We start from the raw sequence: 22,251 nt of genomic DNA on the forward strand, positions 1-22,251 counted from the left end.
TCGCGTTTCTCTGGCACCAAAATTACTATGCGGCTTTAGCTGAACTTTCTAGCGCTTACCAAACCAAGTGTTATGCTTTAGAAAAGTAAAGGTCGTTGTCTGCGTTGTGTGTCCCTCAACTGATGTTGAAAAGGAGCCAGAGAACACAGACAACGACCCCATCTTCAAAAAGGTGCCAGAGAACAGGGACAACGACCCCATCTTCTAAACTTCCTTGGTGTGCGTAAACGTAATCTCCGGGAAGCGTTCTTGCGTGAGCGATAAATTCGCCATGGTGGGCGCTATGTAGGCTAGTGCATTACCGCCGTCGATGGAGAGGTTGTGTTGCGCTTTGCGTTGAAACTCTTCGAATTTCTTGGCGTCATCGCAATATACCCAGCGCGCGGTGGCAACCTGAATATTTTCGTACAGCGCTTCTACTTTGTACTCGGCGCGCAAGCGGTGCACAACCACATCAAACTGCAGCATACCCACGGCACCCACAATTAAATCGTTTGAAGCCAACGGGCGGAACACCTGTACCGCACCTTCTTCTGAAAGCTGCACCAAACCCTTCAATAATTGCTTCTGCTTCAACGGATCTTTTAAACGAATACGGCGGAATAACTCAGGCGCAAAGTTTGGAATACCGGTGAATTTGAATTCATCGCCCCATGTGAACGTATCCCCAATTTGAATCGTCCCGTGGTTATGCAAACCAATAATATCGCCCGGCCACGCTTCATCTACGTGCTCACGATCACCGGCAACACTTCAGAGTTCAGCACAAGACGTTATCACGGCATCAAACCGCTTTAGTGAGCTTGATCAGGCCAGCTACAGTCTATCAGGATAAAGGAACACGGATGGTGCGACGTTAACTCGATTAGCAGCGGATAATCCTGACGTCATGGATTATTTAGGTCGCTATATGAACCAGCATGTTGAAGCAGGTAACCGATTACGTGAAAACCTTCCAATGTATCAGCGCTTGCTACCTGATGATAATCAGGCGTATGTGGCCGCAGCTATGGAGTCTTTAACCTATAGCAATTCTTCAACGCCCGCTGAACGGGACAATGATTATCAAGCAGCAATGACTGTTATGGCCATGGCTACCGGAGCCGATTTACGATCAATTCAGCCGCGCTCAAATGAAGGCTTGTCATCAACTGCACCTACTTTTGGTGGTACTCAAAGCCAAGTTGAATCGGGTGTATTGGGCGGCTACGAGGATGCAGCAACAGTTCAAACTCAGTTCAACGCAGCTCAATCGGCTTACCAAACCAATCTGTCTGGTATAGATGGACAGTTGAATGCGCATCAGCAGCAAGCTCAGCAGGCCGTAGCTACTGACACAAGTACCTATCAATCTGGACTAAACAGTGAAGCTGGATCTCAATGGCGATCACGCATTATGGCTGATGATAGCGGAGTTTCTGGTGCTGAAATGTTCTTCAACAGCGCCAGTGCTATTGGTGATTTCAGTGGCAAGCATACTGATGCAGCACTGCATACCTTGAATCACTTTGGCGAAGACTATGAGAGTTACAAAGAACAAGCGCTTGAAGATCCTGGCTCACGAGGTTTCTTGCACAACGCTACGGTGGCCAGCAAATCAACCTGGGATGGCTTAAAAGCCGCCGTTGATGCCGGAACCTCTTTGGAAAATCCATTGACGGCGTTTAATGATGCATACAGTGGATCGAGTTCGCAGTATGCCTCCGAAGTTAACTGGGGCACTAAGTCTGAAGCCATGTTGGCTGGGGCATTCGGTGCGGCAGTTAACAATCGATACGGTGAGTTCTTAGAACAGTACGCCGATGATTTTAAACAGGAAGCATACAGCGAAGGGCAGAGAATGGGATTGACCCCGATTCAAAGTCAAGTGTTCGCTCAAGCTTTCAATGAAGGTTTGGCAGGGCGCGTATTCAACTCTGAAGACTCATCGAGTTGGTCGCCTGAAATGCTTGGTCTAAGGGAGCAAATGCTAAATGAGTATCGTCAAAAGGATGAGAGTGGCGCTTACATCCCTGACAGTGTGTCTGAAGAAGATAAAGCATTTGTGGATAAGCAGATAGCGGTGATCTCAAATGCTTCCCTTGCGGGAGATTATGCTCAGAACAACTTGATTGATATTAGGGCCTATAACCAGGCATCAGGAAGGAACTGAAAATAGAAGGTAGCCAGCTTGTGGTAGGCTGGCTACTTTTTTGGTTTTTTGGGATACCTTGGATAAAAGCCATCAAAAAACGAATGGAGCTTATACCAATACCATTTTTCTTCAATGCTCAAAGTTCTACCCGAATCTTTAACTTGGCTGCTCAAGAATCTAATTCCAGTACAAATAGCTAAGAAAAAGAGTCCCAATCCAACAATTGTCCAACTCGCTTGCCAATATGCGATTGCTACAAGCAGAGTGATGATGGCTATAAGTCCGATGGGATTACAGGTCGCTTTGAATCCCAAGTAGCTGAAAAAAACGATGGTGCAAATCAGAAATGGCAAAGCCGCTAACTTGGCAAATGCTGTTAATATTTCTGATGGAAAAAAATGAGCCGCAGCCAAAGTCGCCAGAAAAAGCCCCAGAGATATAAACCAGCAGCGTGCTGGTAAAGATTTAAGTAAGTTTGTCATCTTCTTAGTACTCTCAAAGTGCACGGGCGGTGCACAATCAAATCATGCATCAGCATGTTAGTTCTCAAAAAGTGCTCTAGTGGTTTGCTCGGCCATAATCTCACACACAGGACATTTAAGCTGAATGCGCTGTTGTGATACCGTCAAATACAGACTGCCGCACCGACACCGGTGTAAGGATGCAAGCTGTGATCTTAAATCACGAGCTAGAACCCAACCTTCATTGATGGTTAGTTTTTTCCATGGGATCTCAGCTGGAAGATCTGCTTCTTCTCTTGCAACCAAGTACGCATCGTAAGCCTTCATCAAAGCATCAATATTTAATTGCTTGTAGACATTGTCACCACCAATATTGACATAAAGCGCCATCAGCAGAGAGCCTTCAACTAAGGCTCTTCTACTTTTAACGATGGCATCAGATTCTGGCAATTGACCAGGACAAGGTGACTTGCCAGTCACTTCTTTGTGGAGCCTTCTGATAATGTGGATTGGCAAACCTGTATCGAGCGCGATGATGGTTGTTCGAAATCCGTATTTAATAAGCAGCGAGGCTCGGGTAAATAGCTCACTTTTGGACAGGTTATCAATCATGAATCCCCCTTGTTGTTTAGGGTTGATAATAAATAAGCGATTCTTGGGATACCTGTGCCTTTGCTCTTCACCATCTCAATCAGTTGGCTTTGGTTACCCCTTGGTTGAAACAGCATGAATGATGAGGTCGCCACTCGTTGCAGGTCGTCAACACCAGCATTAATCAGAGCATCAACCACGTCGCGTGTAAGTCCAAAGCGCAAGACGGCCTCTTGCGGATCAATTCGCGCCAATTCCCGTGCTGCGTGTAGGTATGCCAAATTTAATTGATAGAAGTCTTGTTGATTGGTTGTCATTGACGGACCTCCAGTTCATGTAAAATATTGCGATAAATAGAAAGCACTCTTTGCCCATACCAGCGTGCACGCTCTTCGTTCCAGCTGTGATAGCGGCCTATGCCAAGCTCTAAATCATTTGGTGAAGACTTAATTGCTTCGGCCAAAATACTTGAGCCGACCGTAAGGTTGGTGATGGGGTCTAGCAGTTCCGCTGCTGAGCTCACCCGATGCCCATACCAATGCAAATTGATTTGCATAAGGCCAATATCGAGCTGATATTTTTCAGTCTCTTGCAGTGCCTGGTTTAACAGTTGCTCTGCTTCTGTCTTAGATTTGGCGTAGGTTGCGTTTGAGCCATTGCGAATTGCGTATGGCCATGGACTGGTCATGTTGAGACCACGATGTGAGGCCGACTCAGCCAAGGCAACGGCGTAGAGCATGACTGGATCAATACCAACGCTTTGTGCTGCTTTTTCCCACTGATAGCCCGGAAACGCATAGACTGAAGTGCTTGCGGACATGGCTATCACTAGGGCAATGGTTTTTGCTTTAATCGTTTTCATTTTTGTCCTCTAATTGATTTCCGAGAAGCGCCTGAATGGCTTTCGGGCTTATTCTTTTTAAAGGCACTGCGCTAAAGTCGGCGATGCCTCTTGTATAAACTTGTGCTGCTTTTGACCAGTCGCCCACGGCAACCGGCGCTTGCATATCAAATCCTTTTTGCTGGTTCTGATGGTCTGCAATACCTTGTAATAGCCTTGGGTATTCACCCACTTCGTCCCGTAGCAAGTAAGCCTGGTAGCGTGTTAAAAACTCTTTTTGCTTAAAGGAGTATTCCCTATCATCTACCTTGCAGAGTTCAACCCATCCCCCCATGTCTGAAATAACGCGGTGGATAAGCGCATCGTCAAACATCACGGATGTCCAAGCGCCAACCTGACGAACAGCCTTGTCAACTTTGTTCCAAGCAATCATGGCTCTTGAACCCGAGTTGCCATCGATATGCTTGATGACGTCAGCGGGCTTTGGAAAAAATTGCCCAGTATCCGGTGATTGAATATGCCGAGTCAGACCGATTCGCACTTCTTCAATGCTATAAGCACGAAGGGCTTCAAATGCGATGGATAGCAATTGTGGTGATACGCTTTTGCCATACATGGCCCAAGCAGCTCCCCAAACTTCAGCAAACTCGCGTTTATCAACCTCCTGCACTTGAACGAACCTCCCGAATACCTGGTCCGGCCCAGCTTTCAGCAATGCGGCGATTGCTTTCTTCAATATTCAATTGGTGATTGCTGCCCTTTAGGCTCGTCGATGATTGCTGTACTTCATCAATGCGAACGTACTCGTCTTCCCATTGCCGGTTTAAAAGCCAGTTATGTGGCATAGGGGTCTTAGTCCGATCTTGATACTGTAATCGGTTGTCTCGTTGCTCTTTCCAGCGTGTTAGCACTTCCAAGGCGAGTTCATGGTCTTCATTGAGGCCCATGCGTAGCCATTCTTCTTTGGCTTTCGCTTTTTTTTCTTTGCGTATTTGTACATCCCAGAAGTCTTCAAACTGTATCTGGTCAACAGTTTTAACTGTTGGTTTATTGCTTCTCTCAGAGTCATCCGACCGTTGAGAGTCCCTTACCGGGTTGCCATCAGGCATAAACAATGATGAAAATTCTTCTGGTAGCCGAGCTTGAAAAGCGGCAAGAGATTTCAAAAGCGATGCCATACCAATGAAGTCGGCAGGTACATCTTTAAGCAACCGAAAGGCTGCCTTACCTTGGTTTGGGTTTTCGATTGGGTTGTGCTTCAGAAAGCTTCGAATCAAAGTCCAACCAGATGCCTCGCAACGAATCAGGAACTGATCTTGTTCTAACTCACTTAACGTCTTGGCAACCTGTTGCTCATCCCAGTTCAAGTCAGAAGCAACGTAACCAATCGGCAGTCGAAAGCAGCCAAGCAAATTACAATGCGGGCATGTAAGCAAATACAGTCCTAGCAACTTCGCTGAGTCACTCCAGGACAAAACATTTTGCTTTAGCCAAAAGCGGGTATAGACCTTGCCATAATCACGCATGGAGGAACTCGCTTTTGTGTTTACGTAAAATGCTGACCATTATTTGCCCTTAATCCTACTGGTTACTGGCTTTCAGCTCGCTTGGGCATTCGGGATAGATGTCCGGTCTTAACTGAGATCGGGTTACCTGTCCTTGCGTAGCTTGTTCGATGGGTAAAACGAATTCAGCGGGAACACGCCCTGATTTATTCAACCAAAACCAGACGTTTTGCTGTTTTGAGTTGATGGCTCTTGCTAATGCTGATTGCCCGCCGACCAAGTCAATGGCACGGCGGAGATGTTTTTGTGTCGTTTTGAACACTTCCATACCGTCTCCTGTTACAATAATAACTGTTACAAGATTGAATGTTACAGTTTAAACTGTAGATAAGTCAACAGTTAAAATTGTTGAAAGACTACAGTTTTATTTGTAGAATGCGGGCTTATGAAAACTTTATCCGAACGACTAAACCATGCCTTGCAGCTTACTGGGGTAACTCAGTCTGAGTTGGCTCGTCGCATTGGTATCAAACAGCAGTCGATCAGCCAGATTTGCTCTGGTAAATCGGCTAGGTCTCGTTACACCATGCAGATCGCGGAGGCGCTTCGCGTGAATGCTCATTGGCTCGCCACAGGTGATGGCGAGATTGGCTTGGGGGTCGGTAATGTAGAAGTCGGGCCTGATATTAAGGGAAGAATTCCTCTCATTAACTGGGTTCAGGCCGGTGATTGGACTGAAATAGCGGAGGGATTTGCCCATGAAGATGCTGAAGAGTGGCGTGAAGTCACTGGGAAAGCACATGAGGGTTGTTTCGCACTTCGCGTAAAAGGCGACAGTATGGAAAATCCAAGCGGAAAAAAATCCATACCTGAGGGAGCAGTGATCGTTGTTGATCCTGAGTTACCTTACTCTTCAGGTTCATTGGTTGTTGCGCGTTTGGATGATTCGAAAGAAGCAACCTTTAAGCAGTTGGTTATTGATGGTGAACAGAAGTACCTAAAACCTTTGAACCCGCAATACCCGGCAATACCGATCAACGGCAACTGCACCATCATCGGTGTAGTACGACAAGCTATCATCGATTTTTGGTAGCGAAGGAATTTGTGGTTTAGCCACAGTTGTTCATGAGCTGAAGAAGCAACGATTGCAAACAGCTACAACTGAGCATTGGCGCACGCTGAGAGTAAATGGTAACCGATTAGATAACCATTGATTGTTTATAAAGTCAAGATCAGCGAAAATAGCGGCCAATTACGATTAACACGACGGATTTGACAAGCGAAGAACTGAAAAGAGAGTACTTCCAAAAGTGTGTACAAATCCGTGTACAAACTAAAAGAATTTATACATGGCAAACCAAGATTTTCTCAATGAAATCAATAAGCGAAGGACCTTTGCTATTATCTCTCACCCGGATGCAGGTAAAACCACCATCACCGAAAAAGTACTTTTGTTCGGACAAGCGATTCAAAAAGCCGGAACGGTAAAAGGCCGTGGCTCTAATCAGCATGCAAAGTCTGACTGGATGGAAATGGAAAAAGAGCGTGGTATATCGGTTACTACCTCTGTAATGCAGTTTCCGTATAACAATGCGCTGGTTAATTTACTTGATACCCCTGGACACGAAGACTTCTCAGAAGATACGTACCGTACACTGACTGCGGTAGATTCGTGCTTAATGGTTATTGATGCCGCAAAAGGTGTAGAAGAACGTACCCGTAAGCTAATGGAAGTTACGCGCCTACGTACTACGCCTATTGTGACCTTTATGAATAAGTGTGACCGTGATATTCGTGACCCAATGGAACTACTTGATGAAGTAGAAACAGAGCTCAATATTGCCTGTGCGCCTATTACGTGGCCAATTGGTTGTGGTAAAGAGTTTAAAGGTGTTTACCACATTCATAACGACGAAGCTGTTTTATACAAAACAGGCCAAGGTCATACTATTCAAGAAGTACGTACAGTAAAAGGCCTTGATAACCCTGAGCTTGATACCGCCATTGGTGAAGAGCTCGCTGAGCAATTACGTGAAGAGCTTGAGCTTGTTATAGGGGCTTCAAACGAATTTGACCTTGAACTATTTTTAGCGGGTGAACTTTCGCCAGTGTACTTTGGTACCGCCCTTGGTAACTTTGGTGTAGACCATGTACTTGATGGTTTAACACAGTGGGCGCCAACGCCGCTACCGCGTGAAACAGAAGACCGCCAAGTAATCGCAACAGAAGAGAACTTTACTGGTTTTGTATTTAAAATACAGGCTAACATGGATCCAAAACACCGTGACCGTATTGCATTTATGCGTATTGTGTCGGGTAAATACAGTCAAGGCATGAAGATGAATCATGTACGCCTTGGTAAGCAGGTGAGTATTTCAGATGCAGTAACCTTTATGGCAGGCGATCGTGAGCGTGCAGCAGATGCATTCGCAGGCGATATTATAGGCCTACATAACCACGGTACAATCCAAATTGGTGATACCTTTACGCAAGGCGAAAAGCTTAAGTTTAGCGGTATTCCTAACTTTGCGCCTGAACTATTTCGTCGTATTCGTTTGCGTGATCCGCTTAAACAAAAGCAGCTATTAAAAGGCTTAGTACAGCTTTCTGAAGAAGGTGCGGTACAAGTATTTAGACCGCTCATTAATAACGACTTAATTGTAGGCGCGGTAGGTGTACTACAGTTTGACGTAGTTGTAGCGCGCTTAAAAGCTGAGTACAACGTAGATGCAATTTACGAAGGTGTAAACGTAAATACAGCGCGCTGGGTAAGCTCAACTGACGTTAAAAAGTTTGAAGAGTTTAAACGTAAGTGCGAAAGCAACTTAGCACTTGATGGTGGCGATAACCTAACTTACATAGCACCGAGCCGTGTAAACCTTAATTTATCGACAGAGCGTTACCCTGAGGTAACCTTTAACCATACTCGCGAAAACTAGAATTGACTGACTAAAGTAAACTGAAAGCCTGCTATGGCGGGCTTACAAAGGTAAATAATATAATGAACATTCGTACTATTTTAGTGGAAAAAGCCATTGCCGCCATGACCGCAGCAGGCCTACCAGAAGACACAAACCCAGCGGTTACACAAAGCACACGCCCACAATTTGGTGACTACCAAATTAATGGTGCAATGGGCGCCGCTAAAAAAATGAAAAGCAACCCACGTGAGCTTGCGCAAAAAATTATTGATAACCTAGATGTAACCGACATTGCAGAAAAAACTGAAATTGCCGGCCCTGGTTTTATTAATATTCATTTAAAGCCTGAGTTTTTAGCCAAAAGCGTAGAAGCGGCTAACAGCGATGCAAAGCTTGCCGTAAACGAGCACGCAAATCCGCAAACTGTCGTGGTAGATTACTCATCACCTAACCTTGCAAAAGAAATGCACGTAGGCCATTTGCGTTCAACCATTATTGGTGATGCCATTGTACGTGCGCTTGAATTTAGAGGCGACAAAGTCATTCGTCAAAACCACATGGGCGATTGGGGCACACAGTTTGGTATGCTGATTGCGCATTTAGAAGATCAAATTAGCCAAGGCGTAGACTTAGAGTCGGTAGCGCTTGCTGATTTAGAAACGTTTTACCGCGATGCTAAAAAACGTTTTGACGATGAAGAAGGCTTTGCCGATAAAGCCCGTGATTACGTTGTTAAACTACAAGGCGGCGACGCGCACTGTGAAAAGCTATGGAAGCTATTTATAGCGACCTCAGTTAAACACTCTGAAGAAGTTTACAAACGCTTAAATGTAACGCTTACTCAAGCTGACATTATGGCTGAAAGTGCTTATAACAGTGAGCTTAACGACATTATTAGCTTATTAAAAGATAAAAATATAGCTGTAGAGTCGCAAGGCGCACAGGTTGTGTTTTTAGATGAACTTGCAAATAAAGACGGTGAGCCATCGGCGTTTATCGTGCAAAAATCTGGCGGCGGCTTTTTGTATGCAACCACCGATTTAGCCGCGTGTGATTACCGCTCAAATAAATTGGGTGCTGAGCGTATTTTAATATTTGTTGATGCGCGCCAAAGCCTTCACTTTAATCAGGTAGAGCTTACAGCACGTAAAGCTGGTCTTTTACGTGATGAAACAAGCTACGAGTTTTGCCCGTTTGGTACCATGATGGGCGCCGATGGTAAACCATTTAAAACCCGTACTGGTGGTACTGTTAAGCTTGCCGACTTGCTTGAAGAGTCGATTAGTCGTGCAGCAACAAAACTAGCTGAGCGTGAATCTGATTTATCGGATCATGAACGTAGCGAAATTGCCCGTAAAGTAGGTATTGGCGCCGTTAAATATGCTGATCTTTCTAAACATCGTACCAGCGATTACATATTCAACTGGGACAGCATGTTAAGCTTTGAAGGCGCGACAGCACCTTACTTACAATATGCTTATACCCGTGTACGCAGTATTTTCCGTAAATCAGGTGTCGATGCCGCTACGCTAAATGCTGATGTAGCCATAGCCGAGCCGCAAGAAAAAGCACTCGCGCTTAAACTACTGCAGCTTGAAGAAGTGCTTGATTTAATGATCTCAGAGGCTACTCCACACGTATTATGTGGGTACTTGTACGAGCTTGCTAGCCTATACATGACGTTCTACGAAGCATGCCCAGTACTCAAAGAAGGCGTAGAGCCAAGCGTACGTGACAGCCGTTTAGTGTTGTGTAATTTAGTGGCAGATACGCTAAAAACAGGATTGGATTTGTTAGGCATTGAAGTCATGGAGCAAATGTAATCACCTTCTGCTTCGTGTAGTTCGCTTTAGCTGCGTTGGTAAAACTATTTAGCCTAAGTCACATACTAAATGTATGCTCCTTGGCATAAATAGTTTTACCGCCTTGCTAGCACTCCTACACTTGCAGATGTAATGTTTTACATTGTAGGTTGGGTTGAGTGAAACGAAACCCAGCATTAAACAAAACACTTTTATTTTTGCTCTTATAACGATTAATTGCCTGATCTTACGTACCCACATACGCTTTAATAAACAGAGAAGGATTTGTTTATGAAACTCGAAGACATCCGCCGTGAATACCTGCAAGACGCGCTAAGCGAAGATAACTTGCAAGATGATCCATTCAAACAATTTGAAACGTGGCTTGAGCATGCTGTGGGCAGTAATATCCCAGACCCAACGGCCATGGTGGTCGCTACGGTTGATGAAACCGGGCAACCTTCACAGCGTATTGTATTGTTAAAACATTTAGACGATAACGGGTTTGTATTTTTTACTAATACCGGCTCACGTAAAGCACAAGAGCTAAAAGGCAATAACAAAATATCGCTGCACTTTCCGTGGCACCATATGGAGCGCCAAGTGATTGTATACGGCGAGGCAAAACCATTACCTACATCAGCCGTGGCAAAATACTTTTTATCGCGTCCTAAAGAAAGCCAATTAGCAGCATGGGCGTCGCAACAAAGCAGGCCAGTGTCGTCGCGAAAAGTACTTATGGAAACCTTTGCTAATATGAAAAGCAAGTTTGCTAAAGGTGAAATTCCATTGCCTGATTTTTGGGGCGGTTACTGTGTTGTGCCTGCTAAAATTGAGTTTTGGCAGGGTGGTGCACACCGCTTACATGACCGTTTTATGTACCAGCGCCAAGCAGATAACAGCTGGCAAGTTACACGCTTAAACCCTTAATAAAGTGATGATTAAGTAACCGTGCAATTTATTGACTCTCATTGCCATCTCGACTTTAGCGAGTTTGATTCAATTCGTGAATCGCTCATAAACGAGTGTATAGCAAAGGGAGTCAATCAGTTTGTTGTACCGGGTATTACGCTCGCCCAATCGCATACTCTTATCAAACTCAAAGCTACTTTTCCAAGTATAAAAATAGCTGCAGGGTTACATCCTTACTTTTTAGATCAACATAAAGAATCGCACATAGAAGCACTTTTTGAGTTCGGGGTTGCAAATAAGCATCATTTAATAGCTATAGGTGAGTGTGGGCTTGATAGAAGTATCGAAGACCTTGCAAAGCAAACGAGATTGTTTGAGCAGCAAATAAAAATTGCTAATGAGCTAAATTTGCCGCTTATTGTCCACCATCGGCAAAGTCATGATTTAATTGCGCAATCGTTTAAACGCTGTAAGCCAAAATATGGTGGGGTGATACATGCGTTTTCGGGGTCACTACAGCAAGCACAGTATTATATTAAACAGGGTTTTAAATTAGGCGTGGGTGGGGTTATAACTTACGAGCGCGCAGCTAAAACCCGTAATGTAATTACTCAAATTGAACCTCAGCACTTAGTGCTCGAAACCGATTCGCCCTCAATGCCACTAAATGGTCATCAAGGTGAGATTAATACGCCGCTTCATATCCCTAATGTGTTCAACGCTCTGTGTAGTTTAAAACAAAGTAGCGATAAAGAGGTGCTATCTAAAATGCTCTACGACTCTTGCTCTGAGGTTTTTCGTATATAGCGGTTTACTTGCCAACGCTTTAAGCCACGCCCCAATTGCCATGTAAAAATACATGCAATAACTAGCATTAATAAAACCTGACGACCCAAATCATGAAAATGGCTGTGGCTGTCTGAAATAGCAGCTCGTGTTAAATAGGTTACCGAAACAAACCCTAGAGGGCGATCATCATCGCTTATAACGGGTTCAACAAATGGTGTTTTAAGTTTACTTATTCCTGGAGTCGATTCTGGAAGTTGACCTAAAATATGGTGTGACTGCCAATTATCACTGCTGGCGACTAAAATCCCCTGATGATCATAAATGGTAGCCGACAGTACAAATTCGTCTTTAGCTATGTCGTTACAAATAGTGTTTAACTGAGGTTTGTTTTTTTCTATCAGTGGTGTTTTAACATTTAAAGCCATAAATTGAGTTAAGCTTTGTGCTGTGTTGTCGGCGCTATCATATAATAACTGATGGCTTTGAAAGCTACTATTTACACCTACCCAACTAAGCAATACAAAACAGCCAGCAGCTAATAATAACCGTAAAAGTCGTTTCTTTTGTGATGCCGATATTGGATTTTTAAGATGGTTATTTTTCATAGTCACCGTATATGCTACTGACAGAATTTTGATTTGATGTTACAACTACTACTATAACCTTAAATTAACCCCGATGGCGAATTTAGCATTCATATTACCGCTTCAATTCGTTTTATATCAGTGGAATAAAAATAAACACGGAGATCGCATGTCGCAAATCAGCATGGCACAGCTTACTTCTCAGCAATCATTGTCAATGTTAACGCTCAACCAATGGTTTGCTCATAACAACGGGATTTTTACACTATTTGATGGTGTTCCAAATACACAAGAAGGGTTGTTTAGTATTGCATTTGCAGGTGACTTTAATGCGACAAGTATAGATACGTTTATTCAGTTTTTAGCTCACCACGGGCAAACGGTCACAGCATTATGCCAATACCAGCCTGATTTGGGCTTATCTCCAGCACTGTGTTTTTATACTCAAAATACAACGCAATCTATTAATCCATTAACGCTTAAAGCGTTTTCAGAAACACTAGAGTGCCAATTAGTACAAATTAATACACCGCCTAACCTTTACGAGCCGGGTTTGTTAGTGATGGATATGGATTCAACAGCGATTACTATTGAATGCATCGATGAAATAGCGCGCTTAGCAAATGTTTATGATGATGTAGCATCCGTAACTGCACTTGCCATGGCGGGTAAACTTGATTTTAGTGAAAGCTTAAATCAACGAGTAGCTAAGCTTAAAGGTATTGAAAAAAGCCTTATGGATGAGTTAAAAAGTACCTTACCACTTATGCCAGGCATAAAAGCTTTGTGCCAAGTATTAAAACATCACAATTGGTATTTAGCTATTGCCTCTGGTGGTTTTGTACCATTTGCAGAGCGTGTTCAGCAGCTTATTGATTTAGACGAAGTACATGCAAATGTGCTTGAATTCGAAGACGATAAGCTAACAGGTAAAGTGTTAGGTACTATTGTAGATGCACAGCAAAAGGCAATTATTTTAGAGTCTTTGCAGGCTAAGCTCGGACTTGAAAAAATACAAACAGTGGCGATTGGCGATGGTGCAAATGATCTCGTTATGATGGCAAAGGCTGGACTTGGGGTTGCTATTCACGGTAAACCAAAAGTAGTTGAGCAAGCGCAAGCGGCTATTTGTAACGGTTCGTTATTACAGTTACTTTATATGCTCGCTATTCCGTTAAACAAAAAATAACGATGGCATATTAGCGTTAAACCGCTTAGCGAGAGCGGTTTAACCAAAGCAGTTTACGACGGCCCATTTGGTCAACCTTTTGTTGATCTAACTCAAAATGACTTAAAGCTTCTTCTGTAATATCAACCACATCACCCACACCTGTTACCGACCATAAAGCTTCTTCCAACTCTTTAGCTTTATGTAACGCGTATTGACTCACATAGCTAAGCTCGTTGGATAGGTAATCTGTATCTGGGCGACCAGTACGTGAAATATATAGTCGCATAACAAATATAATTTGAGACTTAATCCCCTTGCTAATTTGTTCATTAAAGCTGCTGTAATCTTCACCTAATATACACTGGCTTTGAATAGCTTCGGTGACTTTATCTTGTCGGGGATCAAAATTGATTGCCAGTGTAAACGCAAGTGGCGGATCTTGTCTGCTGCGATCTTTTATATTTGGAGTGATCACATTTAAAATTTGCTCGTTAGTTATTATACTCGACACGTCGGTTTTATTGCTAAGTAGACCAAAGTTTTGTAAAAGTACATGCAGCGGGCTTGAATATAAACCATAACCAATTGCACCCACTTTAAAATGTGCCGCTTCTTTGTGTAAATACAGCGGGAATTGGCAAACACTTTTAGTGACCATGTTTCTTAATGCGGTTGAAAGCCCTTCTATTTTAGGCGCTTCTTCGCTTACTTTTAATTTATTTTTGTTATTTTCAATTAACTGCGTAAAAAAGCTAACGCCTGCATGAGGTAAATCAGCCACTCTATTTGCTTTTAAACTAACGGTGGTCAGTGATTTACTAATGGCCATAACTTCATACTTGAGCTCGCCCAATTTATGTTTTTTAGTTATTTTTTGCAACTCAGGAAATGTTAAAAAGACGATATCGCCTTTTTTAAAGTTAACAGGCTGATCGCACTCTAGCTGCAGTCCCATAACTGAAAAATCGCGCGTATGTCCACTTAATACCGTATCATTTATGTGTAATTTAACGTCGGTTTTGTATAAATAGCGTTTATGCGAGCGTAAATTTACATACTCAAGCGCAACAATGTCTAAATAGGGAGCCGTTTTATGTTTGGCATGCCCAAAAAGTTTAAGCTGATTGACCAAAGCTTTATCGTAAGTTATTTGTTTATAACGCAATTGCTCAACGCTATTACCTACACTAGTTAGTACAACAATATATTTTACGTCTTTTACTAGTCCTTCAACACGTGGGGAGGGCGGCTTATTGAGTTTTTCAATATTACTGCCCGCAGAATTTGGCAGTGAAAGTGGTATGTAAGCATCATCAGGATGACTTGGCATTATTTGAATTTTAAAACACTGCCAGCTTTCTTTTTGGCTACCAAATCCCAAGAATAAATCACGAAGTTTTGGGTTTTTATTAAGTTCGGTTCGTGTTGCAGAGTAAAAATAAACTTTACCAGAGGACACATGTGTAAAGGTATACAGGTAATCTTCTTTAACCGCTGTTGGTTGTGTTAATAACCCACTGACCCGTTTATGGTTAAGCACGTTGTATAAGCAAGGTACACTTCTTTCATCGGTAAAGTAGCGCTGAATAAAAATATTATTTTCGGTTGTTAGGCTTAAACTAGGATAATACTGATCGTCTTTTTTACTTAAAAACACATACAATGAAGTAACACGAGGTATGTAATATTGCTCATAACCTTTTGATACAACCGCATCGAGTGTGTTATCTAAATTAACTTTGTAGCGGCGTTTATTTCCGTGAATAAAGCTTTCTAAAAAGTTATCAAAGGCTTCATTATTTTCAACGTAAGTTCGCTTTAAACGAATATGATTAAATTCACGTGAGATATTCTCAACGGCAACTACTTCATATTGAATGCCATTTTTTAAACCCAGTTCAAAGTCTTGCTCTAGACCCACCAAACGCATTGCTATTAGTTGGCCTTTTCTGATTATGTTTCGCTTTGCCAGCTTTATTTTACAGCCGCTCAAAGAAATATCAGAGGTACTTGCTTTAATATTTTTCTTATCGTTATATTCAATAGTAACTTTTATTGAATAATTCATTCTTTCTTCTGCACGGCTTTCGTAAGATGCAAATTTAATAACATTAGTATTTAGTAAATCTTCTTGCTCTTGTTTATTCCCTTTTTCGGCGGCTTCTTTTTGCATTACGCGGTGGTTATTTTCCGTATTCATAACCGCTTCGTAAACAGCAAGTGTGTATTTACCATGCTGTTTTAATGCGCTTTCAAACACTTCAATGGCCGTTTCATCCATAAAGTGCTGTTTACCATTATGTTCGTAAGGTTTTACTTGTCCTGTAACTAAACCGCGTAGATCAATAAAGCGCTCGACAGGCTGAGAAAGGCGCGACATTTCCATTTTAATTAAAAACTGTTCAGGCTTCGTAAGCTCTGCTGTTTTTGATTTAAAAATTAGGTCAAACTTGGCGTTGCCTAAATATTGTTTTAGCTCATTAACGAGGGACTCGTGTTTGAGCATGATGTCATCAGCCATTTATAAAACCATCACCGTCTCTTTGAAAAAGTAGGTATACTATTAAATCCATTTATTAGAAATTCAATAAACGTAAAGCGTGCTATGTTGTTAATATAGGTACGATTTTTAGAGCAACTACCATTTAGTTTTTGTTATTATGTGTTATGTGCCATTTTATTGGCAAGTTACTTTTATTCAATTTTAAAGCAAAAACTGTGCCCTAAGATATATAAAGGTAAAACAGTTAATTAGGTAATGATTGTGGCTTAAGAAATTTGTACAGGCAAGCTATGTTGCTATGTAAATAGATGAAATGGCAAAATAACAACAAGACAGTACGCATTTTTAAATTCAATGATTAATAAATAAGGTTATTAATGGCTAAAGCGGCAAAAGTAGAGTTTGTTTGTACAGAGTGTGGCATGAACTATCAACGTTGGCAGGGGCAGTGTCGTTGCGGTGCGTGGAACACGTTAGCTGAATTTAAACCTTCAGCAGGACAAAGTAAGAAAGCAACAGCGCGCTCAAGTGTTGGCGGTTATGCCGGAGGTATTGGTGGTGGTTCTAAAAAAATTAATGACATAGCAACCGTTGAAGCTGAAAAGCAACTCACAGAAATAGGCGAGCTTGACCGTGTTTTAAGCGGTGGTGTTACTACGGGTTCTGTAAATATTATTTCGGGCGATCCGGGGGCGGGTAAAACAACGCTTTTATCTGACTTGGTAGCAAGAATGTCAAAGCGTATGCCGTCTCTTTACTGTACCGCTGAGGAGTCTTTGTCGCAGTTTAAAAATCGTGTTAACCGCTTAAAGTTAGACTATAACGCCGATGAGCTTTATTTGCTTTCAGAAACCAGCGTTGAGACTATTATTGAAGAGCTTGATAAAAATAAAATAAAGTTTGCAGTCATCGACTCCATTCAAGCCGTTGTTACAGATACTGCAAATGGCAGTCCAGGCTCTCCTTCGCAAGTTAAAAGTGCCGCTCAAGCATTAACTCAATATTGTAAGCAGAATGATGTGACCATGTTTATTATTGCTCACGTGAATAAAAATAACGAAATTGCAGGCCCGCAAACCTTGGTGCATATTGTTGATGCGCTATTACACATAGACACCAATGATGGACAAATACGTACCCTACGTGCCAATAAAAACCGCTTTGGTGACATTGATACTGTGGGTATTTTTAAAATGTGTGAACGTGGAATGTTAAGCGTAGACAACCCGAGTGAGATATTTTTATCGGGCTCGACGACTGAATCCCCGGGGTCGTCTATTACCTGTATCCGTAAAGGTAATCGGAATCTATTGCTTGAAATACAATGTTTAACAACAGAAACCGAGGCTGAATTTCCACAGCGTGTTTGTGTCGGTTTAAATATGAACCGCATAAAAATGCTCACAGGTATTTTACGTAAACATACAAAAACAAAAATATTTCACGATACCTTTTTTAATATTGTGGGTGGTTTAAAAATTGATGAATCAGAAACCTGTATAGATTTAGCCCTTGTTACTGCGTTACTAAGTAGCTTGAACGAATTTGTTGTGCCTCGAACCACTTGTATTATGGGGGAGTTGAGTTTAAACGGTGATGTGCGACCAATAGACAGCGGCGTACCACGAGTTAAAGAAGCTGCACAGCATGGTTTTACAGAAATATTTATCCCGTTTCGTAACTACCATAAATCAATGGAAGGCCTAGGCGCTAAAATAACTCCAGTAAAAACGGTACATGAGTTATTGAGCCTGATTAATTAACGCTTACAGCGACTGGTATGCAATGTTACTCTTGGGTTAATACAATTTTTATAAAAATAGAATAAGGAAATAATATGAAAAAATTAATTATAGCCGCAGCGATTATTGCAGCAGGTGTTGGCGGCGTTAGCTACGCTAACTATGTTGCTACCCAAGAGGTTCGTGCTGAAGTAGACAAGCAGCTGGCCATGGTGAGTGAGCAAACGGGTGCAACATTTAAATATGCTGGCTTATCTGCAAGTGTTATTTCAAAAAGTGTTGAAATTACAAGTATGGAAGTAATAAGCCCTGAGGGCGAGAGTGTAGCCAACGTTCAAAGTATTGAAGTTAAAGGCTACGAAACCGATAAAATTTCGCCGCATACATCGCTTGATGTAAAAAATCTGACACTCAGTAAAGACTTTATTGCCACACTGCCTGCTGACACAAATGCTATATTAGCATCAGCAAGTTACAATCTGCATTCATCTTTAGATTATAATGAAGAGTCTGGTGAAAGCGATATGGTTGTAAAGCTCAATGCTAAAGATGTGATCAGTTTTAATATGGACATAGGACTAGCTAATTCTAAACCGCTCATGGATACGTCGCTTGCGATGAGCAAAGAACAAAAGCAAGCGGGTGATACCCCATTAACTTATGAGCAGCAACTGCAACAACAAACACGTATGATGCAAGCAATGAGCAAGCTTGAACCCCGTAACGCAAGCTTTGTTATAAATAATCAAGGTAAACTTAAAGAGTTATTAGAAAGTGAGCTTTCAAAGCAAGGTATGACTATTGAGCAAATGCAAGCAATGTTAGCCCAGCAGTTAGAGCAAGCGCCTGTAACTGAAGAAATAGCGAATGCGTTAACCAGCTTTGCCAGCGGTTTAAATTCGTTAACTGTTTCAGCAAAATTGCCTGAAGGCCAAACTATGATGGAAGTTAACCAGCAATTAATGATGCTAGCTGGTAAGCCAGAGGAACTGGTTAAGTTTATAAATTTAGAAGTTAAAGGCGACTAATCACTATAAGTCGTTAAATCATAATTTAAAAAGCCGCACTTGTTTAATCAAATGCGGCTTTTATTATAGATAATGTTTAGTGAAGAATACGCGCTCTAATTGTTCCTTCAACTGCACTTAGCTCTTTTAGCGCTACTTCAGAGTGGTCGGTATCAACGTCAATAACCACATAACCAATTGCTTCATCAGTTTGTAAGTACTGAGCCGCTATATTGATACCGTGCTGCGCAAACGCTTGGTTAATTTGCGTTAACACACCTGGACGGTTGTGGTGAACATGTAATAAGCGACTACGGTTAGCAAGCTCTGGCAGTGATACCTCAGGGAAGTTAACGGCGGTAATTGTAGAGCCGTTATCTGAATATTTAGCCAATTTACCTGCCACTTCAATACCAATATTTTCTTGAGCTTCTTGAGTTGAGCCACCAATATGCGGCGTTAAAATAACGTTATCGAAGTCGCGTAGTGGCGATACAAACTTTTCATCGTTAGATTTAGGTTCAACAGGGAACACGTCAATTGCTGCACCACTTAGCTTTTTCTCGTTAAGTGATTCTGCAAGGGCATCAATATCAACAACGGTGCCGCGAGAGGCGTTAATTAAAATAGCGCCTTGTTTCATTACCGCAAGCTCTGCCGAACCGATTAAGTTTTTGGTCTGTGGTGTTTCTGGCACATGCAAACTAATTACATCAGAGCGCTGAAGTAGCTGAGTCAAGTTATGAACTTGTTTTGCATTACCCAGTGTTAGCTTATCTTCAATGTCGTAAAACTCGACGTTCATACCTATGTTTTCAGCCATAATACCTAGCTGAGTACCAATGTGGCCATAGCCAATAATACCCAACGTTTTACCACGTGCTTCAAATGAACCCGTTGCTGTTTTTAGCCACTCACCACGGTGAGCTGCAGCATTTCGCTCAGGTATACCGCGAAGTAAAAGCAGTATTTCACCAAGTACTAGCTCTGCAACAGAGCGTGTATTTGAAAATGGCGCATTAAATACAGCAATACCGCGCTGGCGAGCGTTACTTAAGTCAACCTGGTTTGTGCCAATACAAAAACAACCAATGGCAATCAGCTTCTCTGCAGCATCTAAAACAGCTTCGTTAATATGAGTACGAGAACGCAGACCTACAAAGTGAGCGTCTTTAATACGTTCTTTAAGCTCGTCTTCAGGTAGCGATGTTTTAACGTAGTCTATATTGCTGTAACCATTTCGTTTTAGCGTTTCAACTGCGCTTTGGTGCACACCTTCAAGCAAGAGAATTTTAATTTTGTCTTTTGCTAACGATACCTTACTCATAACCTCATCCTATTTAATTTGAGGCCCATTTTTAGTGCCGATAATTACTTTATCAGCACCACGCATCGCAAATAGGCCATTGGTAACTACGCCAACAATTTGATTTATATCTGTCTCAAGTTGCTTAGCATTGGTAATATTTAAATTATATACGTCTAAAATAACGTTGCCGTTATCGGTAACCACACCTTGGCGGTAGACTGGGTCGCCGCCTAACTTTAATAACTCACGTGCTACGTAGCTGCGCGCCATTGGAATAACTTCAACTGGAAGCGGAAATTCCCCCAATGTGTCCACTAGTTTGGTGTCATCAACAATACACACAAACTGCTTAGCAACTGCAGCCACAATTTTTTCACGGGTAAGTGCAGCACCACCGCCTTTAATCATTTCATTTTGAGCGTTAATTTCATCAGCGCCGTCGATGTAAACATCGAGTACATCGATATCGTTTAGCTCAAATACTTCAATACCGAGCTCTTTTAAACGCGCTGTAGAAGCTTCAGAGCTTGATACAGCACCTACTAAAGTGTCTTTAACTGTGCCAAGGGCATCAATAAAGTGATTAACGGTTGAGCCTGTGCCTACACCTACTATCGTGTTTTCTTTTACAAACTCGAGTGCAGCCCATGCTGCTGCTTTTTTTAATTCGTCTTGTGTCATTATTTTGTGCTCATGTATGTCAAACGTGTGCTGTAAGTATGCGAATAATCACATCACCAGCAGTAATTATTGTTCGGTGTTATTATGGTTTTAAGCGGTACATCCCAAGACTCTATTGGCAATACATCAACTTTTTGGCACTCATGTGCAAGGCCTATAAGTCGTGGTTTTTGCCAGTTTTCATCGTGTAAACGAGCCAGTGTTCTATCGTAAAACCCACCTCCCATTCCTAAGCGATTACCTTGATTATCAAATGCAACTAATGGCATAAGTAAGTAGTCCAGCTCGGGTAAAGGGCATATTTGACTGCAATTTAGCTTAGGTTCAAAGATACCATAGCAATTTGCCTTCATGGGTGAGTTTTTCTCATAGCGCTGAAACAGCAAAGTGGCGCCATTAAATGGGTGTATTACTGGTAGGTAAATAACGTGATTTAAGTTCCATAATTCTTTAATTAACAAGGAGGTATCAAGCTCTCCGTCGTTACTTAAATAAATGGCGATATGTTGATTTTTAGCTGTTTTTTTTGTTTTTAAGTATTGAATAAAATTCATACTTAAAGATTGAGATGCTAAATTTTGCTGTTCATTAGACAAATTATTACGTAATTCGCGAATAGATTTTCTTATTTGGGCGCGTGAATCGCTCATTTTTCAAACTTACCAACTAATTAAAAAGCAAATAAAGCAGGAAACGCCAAGTACACCGCAAGTATAATAAGCAACGTAACAACCGTAGCTATTAACGAATAAAGCAATGCATTACTGCGTTTTTTAGGCTGAGTTATTAGCTCCTCGTCCAGTAATAGCTCTTCGTCTTGCCATTCGTCTTCATCTACTTCAGGGGTTTTTGTTTGGTTTTCAGGTAAGCGCTGCTCGAGGTCTTCGAGTTTTTCTTCTAGCCTGATTAAACTGCTAGTTATGTAGTCTAATGCGTCAAAAATACGCTCATCTCGCTGGCTACCACTTACCGTTTGAGTGGTTTTTTCAGTATTTGTCGATACAGCTTGAAGTTTACTTTTAATACCCATTCCAACAAGTAGCTTAGCTTGTTTTAATGCTTTGTTTTTATCGCTAGGCGCAAATAAAGGCTTACCTTTAAAAAATAAGGCTACTTTTTCTTCTGAGATTTTTAGTTTTGCCGCCAGTGTTGTACACGCTGTGTTTGAGTCAACGTTATCAGCGAGTCCAGCAAACATAACGCGAAAGTTATCGGTCATTTAAATATCCCTAAAGCTTTATAATTAAATGAGTATATACCTAAAGTATAAAAAAGTTCGAGGACCAATTAATAGTTAT

The 22,251-nt window shown here is 41.9% G+C and carries 21 protein-coding genes and 2 pseudogenes; 9 read left to right on the plus strand and 14 right to left on the minus strand.

The genetic code is table 11. From position 1 onward, the window contains the following. Nucleotides 1-204 precede the first annotated feature (204 nt). A pseudogene (gene prfC, locus CWB65_RS06780) lies at nucleotides 205-750 on the minus strand (peptide chain release factor 3); the annotation flags it as partial. Between prfC (CWB65_RS06780) and CWB65_RS06785 the strand changes: the two are divergent. Continuing rightward, a pseudogene (locus CWB65_RS06785) lies at nucleotides 749-2,152 on the plus strand (conjugal transfer protein TraG N-terminal domain-containing protein); the annotation flags it as partial. The pseudogenes prfC (CWB65_RS06780) and CWB65_RS06785 sit on opposite strands and share 2 nt — an antisense overlap. 32 nt (nucleotides 2,153-2,184) lie before the next feature. Here CWB65_RS06785 and eexS read toward each other — a convergent pair. From eexS to CWB65_RS06820, 7 genes are read right to left on the minus strand one after another with little or no spacing between them, the layout of a single operon-like run. Beyond that, nucleotides 2,185-2,616, minus strand: a complete 432-nt coding sequence (gene eexS / locus CWB65_RS06790) for an entry exclusion protein EexS (protein WP_007105462.1) — start codon at nucleotides 2,614-2,616, stop codon at nucleotides 2,185-2,187. A gap of 57 nt (nucleotides 2,617-2,673) precedes the next feature. Next, nucleotides 2,674-3,207 carry a FlhC family transcriptional regulator gene (locus CWB65_RS06795; RefSeq protein ID WP_000566753.1) on the minus strand — a complete coding sequence of 178 codons (534 nt, stop codon included), beginning with the start codon at nucleotides 3,205-3,207 and terminating at the stop codon, nucleotides 2,674-2,676. Beyond that, on the minus strand, nucleotides 3,204-3,503 hold the full coding sequence (locus tag CWB65_RS06800) for a flagellar transcriptional regulator FlhD (RefSeq protein WP_008843241.1): 300 nt from the start codon (nucleotides 3,501-3,503) through the stop codon (nucleotides 3,204-3,206). Before CWB65_RS06800 ends, CWB65_RS06795 begins: the two co-directional genes overlap by 4 nt. Continuing rightward, nucleotides 3,500-4,048: a lytic transglycosylase domain-containing protein gene (locus CWB65_RS06805; RefSeq protein WP_064663597.1), complete on the minus strand. Its 549-nt coding sequence runs from the start codon at nucleotides 4,046-4,048 to the stop codon at nucleotides 3,500-3,502. The genes CWB65_RS06800 and CWB65_RS06805 overlap by 4 nt, the downstream gene beginning before the upstream one ends. After that, nucleotides 4,035-4,697: a DUF6475 domain-containing protein gene (locus tag CWB65_RS06810; protein ID WP_064663598.1), complete on the minus strand. Its 663-nt coding sequence runs from the start codon at nucleotides 4,695-4,697 to the stop codon at nucleotides 4,035-4,037. The genes CWB65_RS06805 and CWB65_RS06810 overlap by 14 nt, the downstream gene beginning before the upstream one ends. Next, nucleotides 4,684-5,553, minus strand: a complete 870-nt coding sequence (locus CWB65_RS06815; protein ID WP_064663599.1) for a hypothetical protein — start codon at nucleotides 5,551-5,553, stop codon at nucleotides 4,684-4,686. The genes CWB65_RS06810 and CWB65_RS06815 overlap by 14 nt, the downstream gene beginning before the upstream one ends. Nucleotides 5,554-5,608: 55 nt before the next feature. Continuing rightward, nucleotides 5,609-5,860, minus strand: coding sequence for a helix-turn-helix domain-containing protein (locus tag CWB65_RS06820; RefSeq protein WP_024015942.1), 252 nt, complete (start codon nucleotides 5,858-5,860; stop codon nucleotides 5,609-5,611). A 117-nt stretch (nucleotides 5,861-5,977) separates the two neighbouring features. Here CWB65_RS06820 and CWB65_RS06825 point away from each other — a divergent pair, with 117 nt between their 5' ends. The 5 genes from CWB65_RS06825 (at nucleotide 5,978) to CWB65_RS06845 (ending at nucleotide 11,974) form a co-directional block, all read left to right on the plus strand. Then, a complete protein-coding gene (locus CWB65_RS06825) occupies nucleotides 5,978-6,625 on the plus strand; it encodes a LexA family protein (RefSeq protein WP_000854920.1) in 648 nt (215 codons plus the stop codon). 256 nt (nucleotides 6,626-6,881) lie between these two features. After that, nucleotides 6,882-8,471 (plus strand): peptide chain release factor 3, encoded by a 1,590-nt coding sequence (gene prfC / locus CWB65_RS06830; protein WP_138740237.1) that lies wholly within the window; start codon nucleotides 6,882-6,884, stop codon nucleotides 8,469-8,471. Nucleotides 8,472-8,533: 62 nt separating this feature from the next. Then, on the plus strand, nucleotides 8,534-10,276 hold the full coding sequence (argS, locus tag CWB65_RS06835) for an arginine--tRNA ligase (protein ID WP_138740238.1): 1,743 nt from the start codon (nucleotides 8,534-8,536) through the stop codon (nucleotides 10,274-10,276). Nucleotides 10,277-10,546: 270 nt separating this feature from the next. Continuing rightward, nucleotides 10,547-11,185 carry a pyridoxamine 5'-phosphate oxidase gene (gene pdxH / locus CWB65_RS06840; protein ID WP_008130371.1) on the plus strand — a complete coding sequence of 213 codons (639 nt, stop codon included), beginning with the start codon at nucleotides 10,547-10,549 and terminating at the stop codon, nucleotides 11,183-11,185. Between the two features lie 21 nt (nucleotides 11,186-11,206). Further along, complete coding sequence (locus CWB65_RS06845; RefSeq protein ID WP_138740239.1) at nucleotides 11,207-11,974, plus strand: TatD family hydrolase; 768 nt, start codon at nucleotides 11,207-11,209, stop codon at nucleotides 11,972-11,974. On the opposite strand, the gene CWB65_RS06850 is transcribed toward CWB65_RS06845, so the two are convergent. Continuing rightward, complete coding sequence (locus CWB65_RS06850; RefSeq protein ID WP_006791934.1) at nucleotides 11,941-12,561, minus strand: AhpA/YtjB family protein; 621 nt, start codon at nucleotides 12,559-12,561, stop codon at nucleotides 11,941-11,943. The genes CWB65_RS06845 and CWB65_RS06850 overlap by 34 nt on opposite strands. 148 nt (nucleotides 12,562-12,709) lie before the next feature. On the opposite strand from CWB65_RS06850, the gene serB reads away from it, so the two are divergent. After that, nucleotides 12,710-13,729, plus strand: coding sequence for a phosphoserine phosphatase SerB (gene serB / locus CWB65_RS06855; protein ID WP_138740240.1), 1,020 nt, complete (start codon nucleotides 12,710-12,712; stop codon nucleotides 13,727-13,729). Between the two features lie 25 nt (nucleotides 13,730-13,754). Here serB and CWB65_RS06860 read toward each other — a convergent pair whose 3' ends face one another. Next, nucleotides 13,755-16,232: a PilZ domain-containing protein gene (locus CWB65_RS06860; RefSeq protein ID WP_138740241.1), complete on the minus strand. Its 2,478-nt coding sequence runs from the start codon at nucleotides 16,230-16,232 to the stop codon at nucleotides 13,755-13,757. A 359-nt stretch (nucleotides 16,233-16,591) separates the two neighbouring features. Between CWB65_RS06860 and radA the strand changes: the two genes are divergently transcribed. Next, nucleotides 16,592-17,977: a DNA repair protein RadA gene (gene radA, locus CWB65_RS06865; RefSeq protein WP_008130364.1), complete on the plus strand. Its 1,386-nt coding sequence runs from the start codon at nucleotides 16,592-16,594 to the stop codon at nucleotides 17,975-17,977. A gap of 74 nt (nucleotides 17,978-18,051) precedes the next feature. Then, the gene (locus CWB65_RS06870) at nucleotides 18,052-18,984 is read left to right on the plus strand and encodes an aq_1923 C-terminal domain (RefSeq protein WP_058428470.1); all 933 of its coding nucleotides are present in this window, start codon (nucleotides 18,052-18,054) and stop codon (nucleotides 18,982-18,984) included. Nucleotides 18,985-19,060: 76 nt separating this feature from the next. On the opposite strand, the gene serA is transcribed toward CWB65_RS06870, so the two are convergent. From serA to CWB65_RS06890, 4 genes are read right to left on the minus strand one after another with little or no spacing between them, the layout of a single operon-like run. After that, complete coding sequence (gene serA / locus CWB65_RS06875) at nucleotides 19,061-20,290, minus strand: phosphoglycerate dehydrogenase (RefSeq protein ID WP_138740242.1); 1,230 nt, start codon at nucleotides 20,288-20,290, stop codon at nucleotides 19,061-19,063. 9 nt (nucleotides 20,291-20,299) lie between these two features. Next, on the minus strand, nucleotides 20,300-20,953 hold the full coding sequence (gene rpiA, locus CWB65_RS06880) for a ribose-5-phosphate isomerase RpiA (RefSeq protein ID WP_006791940.1): 654 nt from the start codon (nucleotides 20,951-20,953) through the stop codon (nucleotides 20,300-20,302). Nucleotides 20,954-21,006: 53 nt separating this feature from the next. Further along, nucleotides 21,007-21,603 carry a 5-formyltetrahydrofolate cyclo-ligase gene (locus CWB65_RS06885; protein ID WP_138740243.1) on the minus strand — a complete coding sequence of 199 codons (597 nt, stop codon included), beginning with the start codon at nucleotides 21,601-21,603 and terminating at the stop codon, nucleotides 21,007-21,009. Nucleotides 21,604-21,623: 20 nt separating this feature from the next. Further along, nucleotides 21,624-22,172: a hypothetical protein gene (locus CWB65_RS06890; protein WP_138740244.1), complete on the minus strand. Its 549-nt coding sequence runs from the start codon at nucleotides 22,170-22,172 to the stop codon at nucleotides 21,624-21,626. Between the last annotated feature and the right edge of the window lie 79 nt (nucleotides 22,173-22,251).

It is taken from the genome of Pseudoalteromonas sp. S554 (assembly GCF_005930865.1).
GTDB classification, from domain to species: Bacteria; Pseudomonadota; Gammaproteobacteria; order Enterobacterales; family Alteromonadaceae; genus Pseudoalteromonas; species Pseudoalteromonas marina.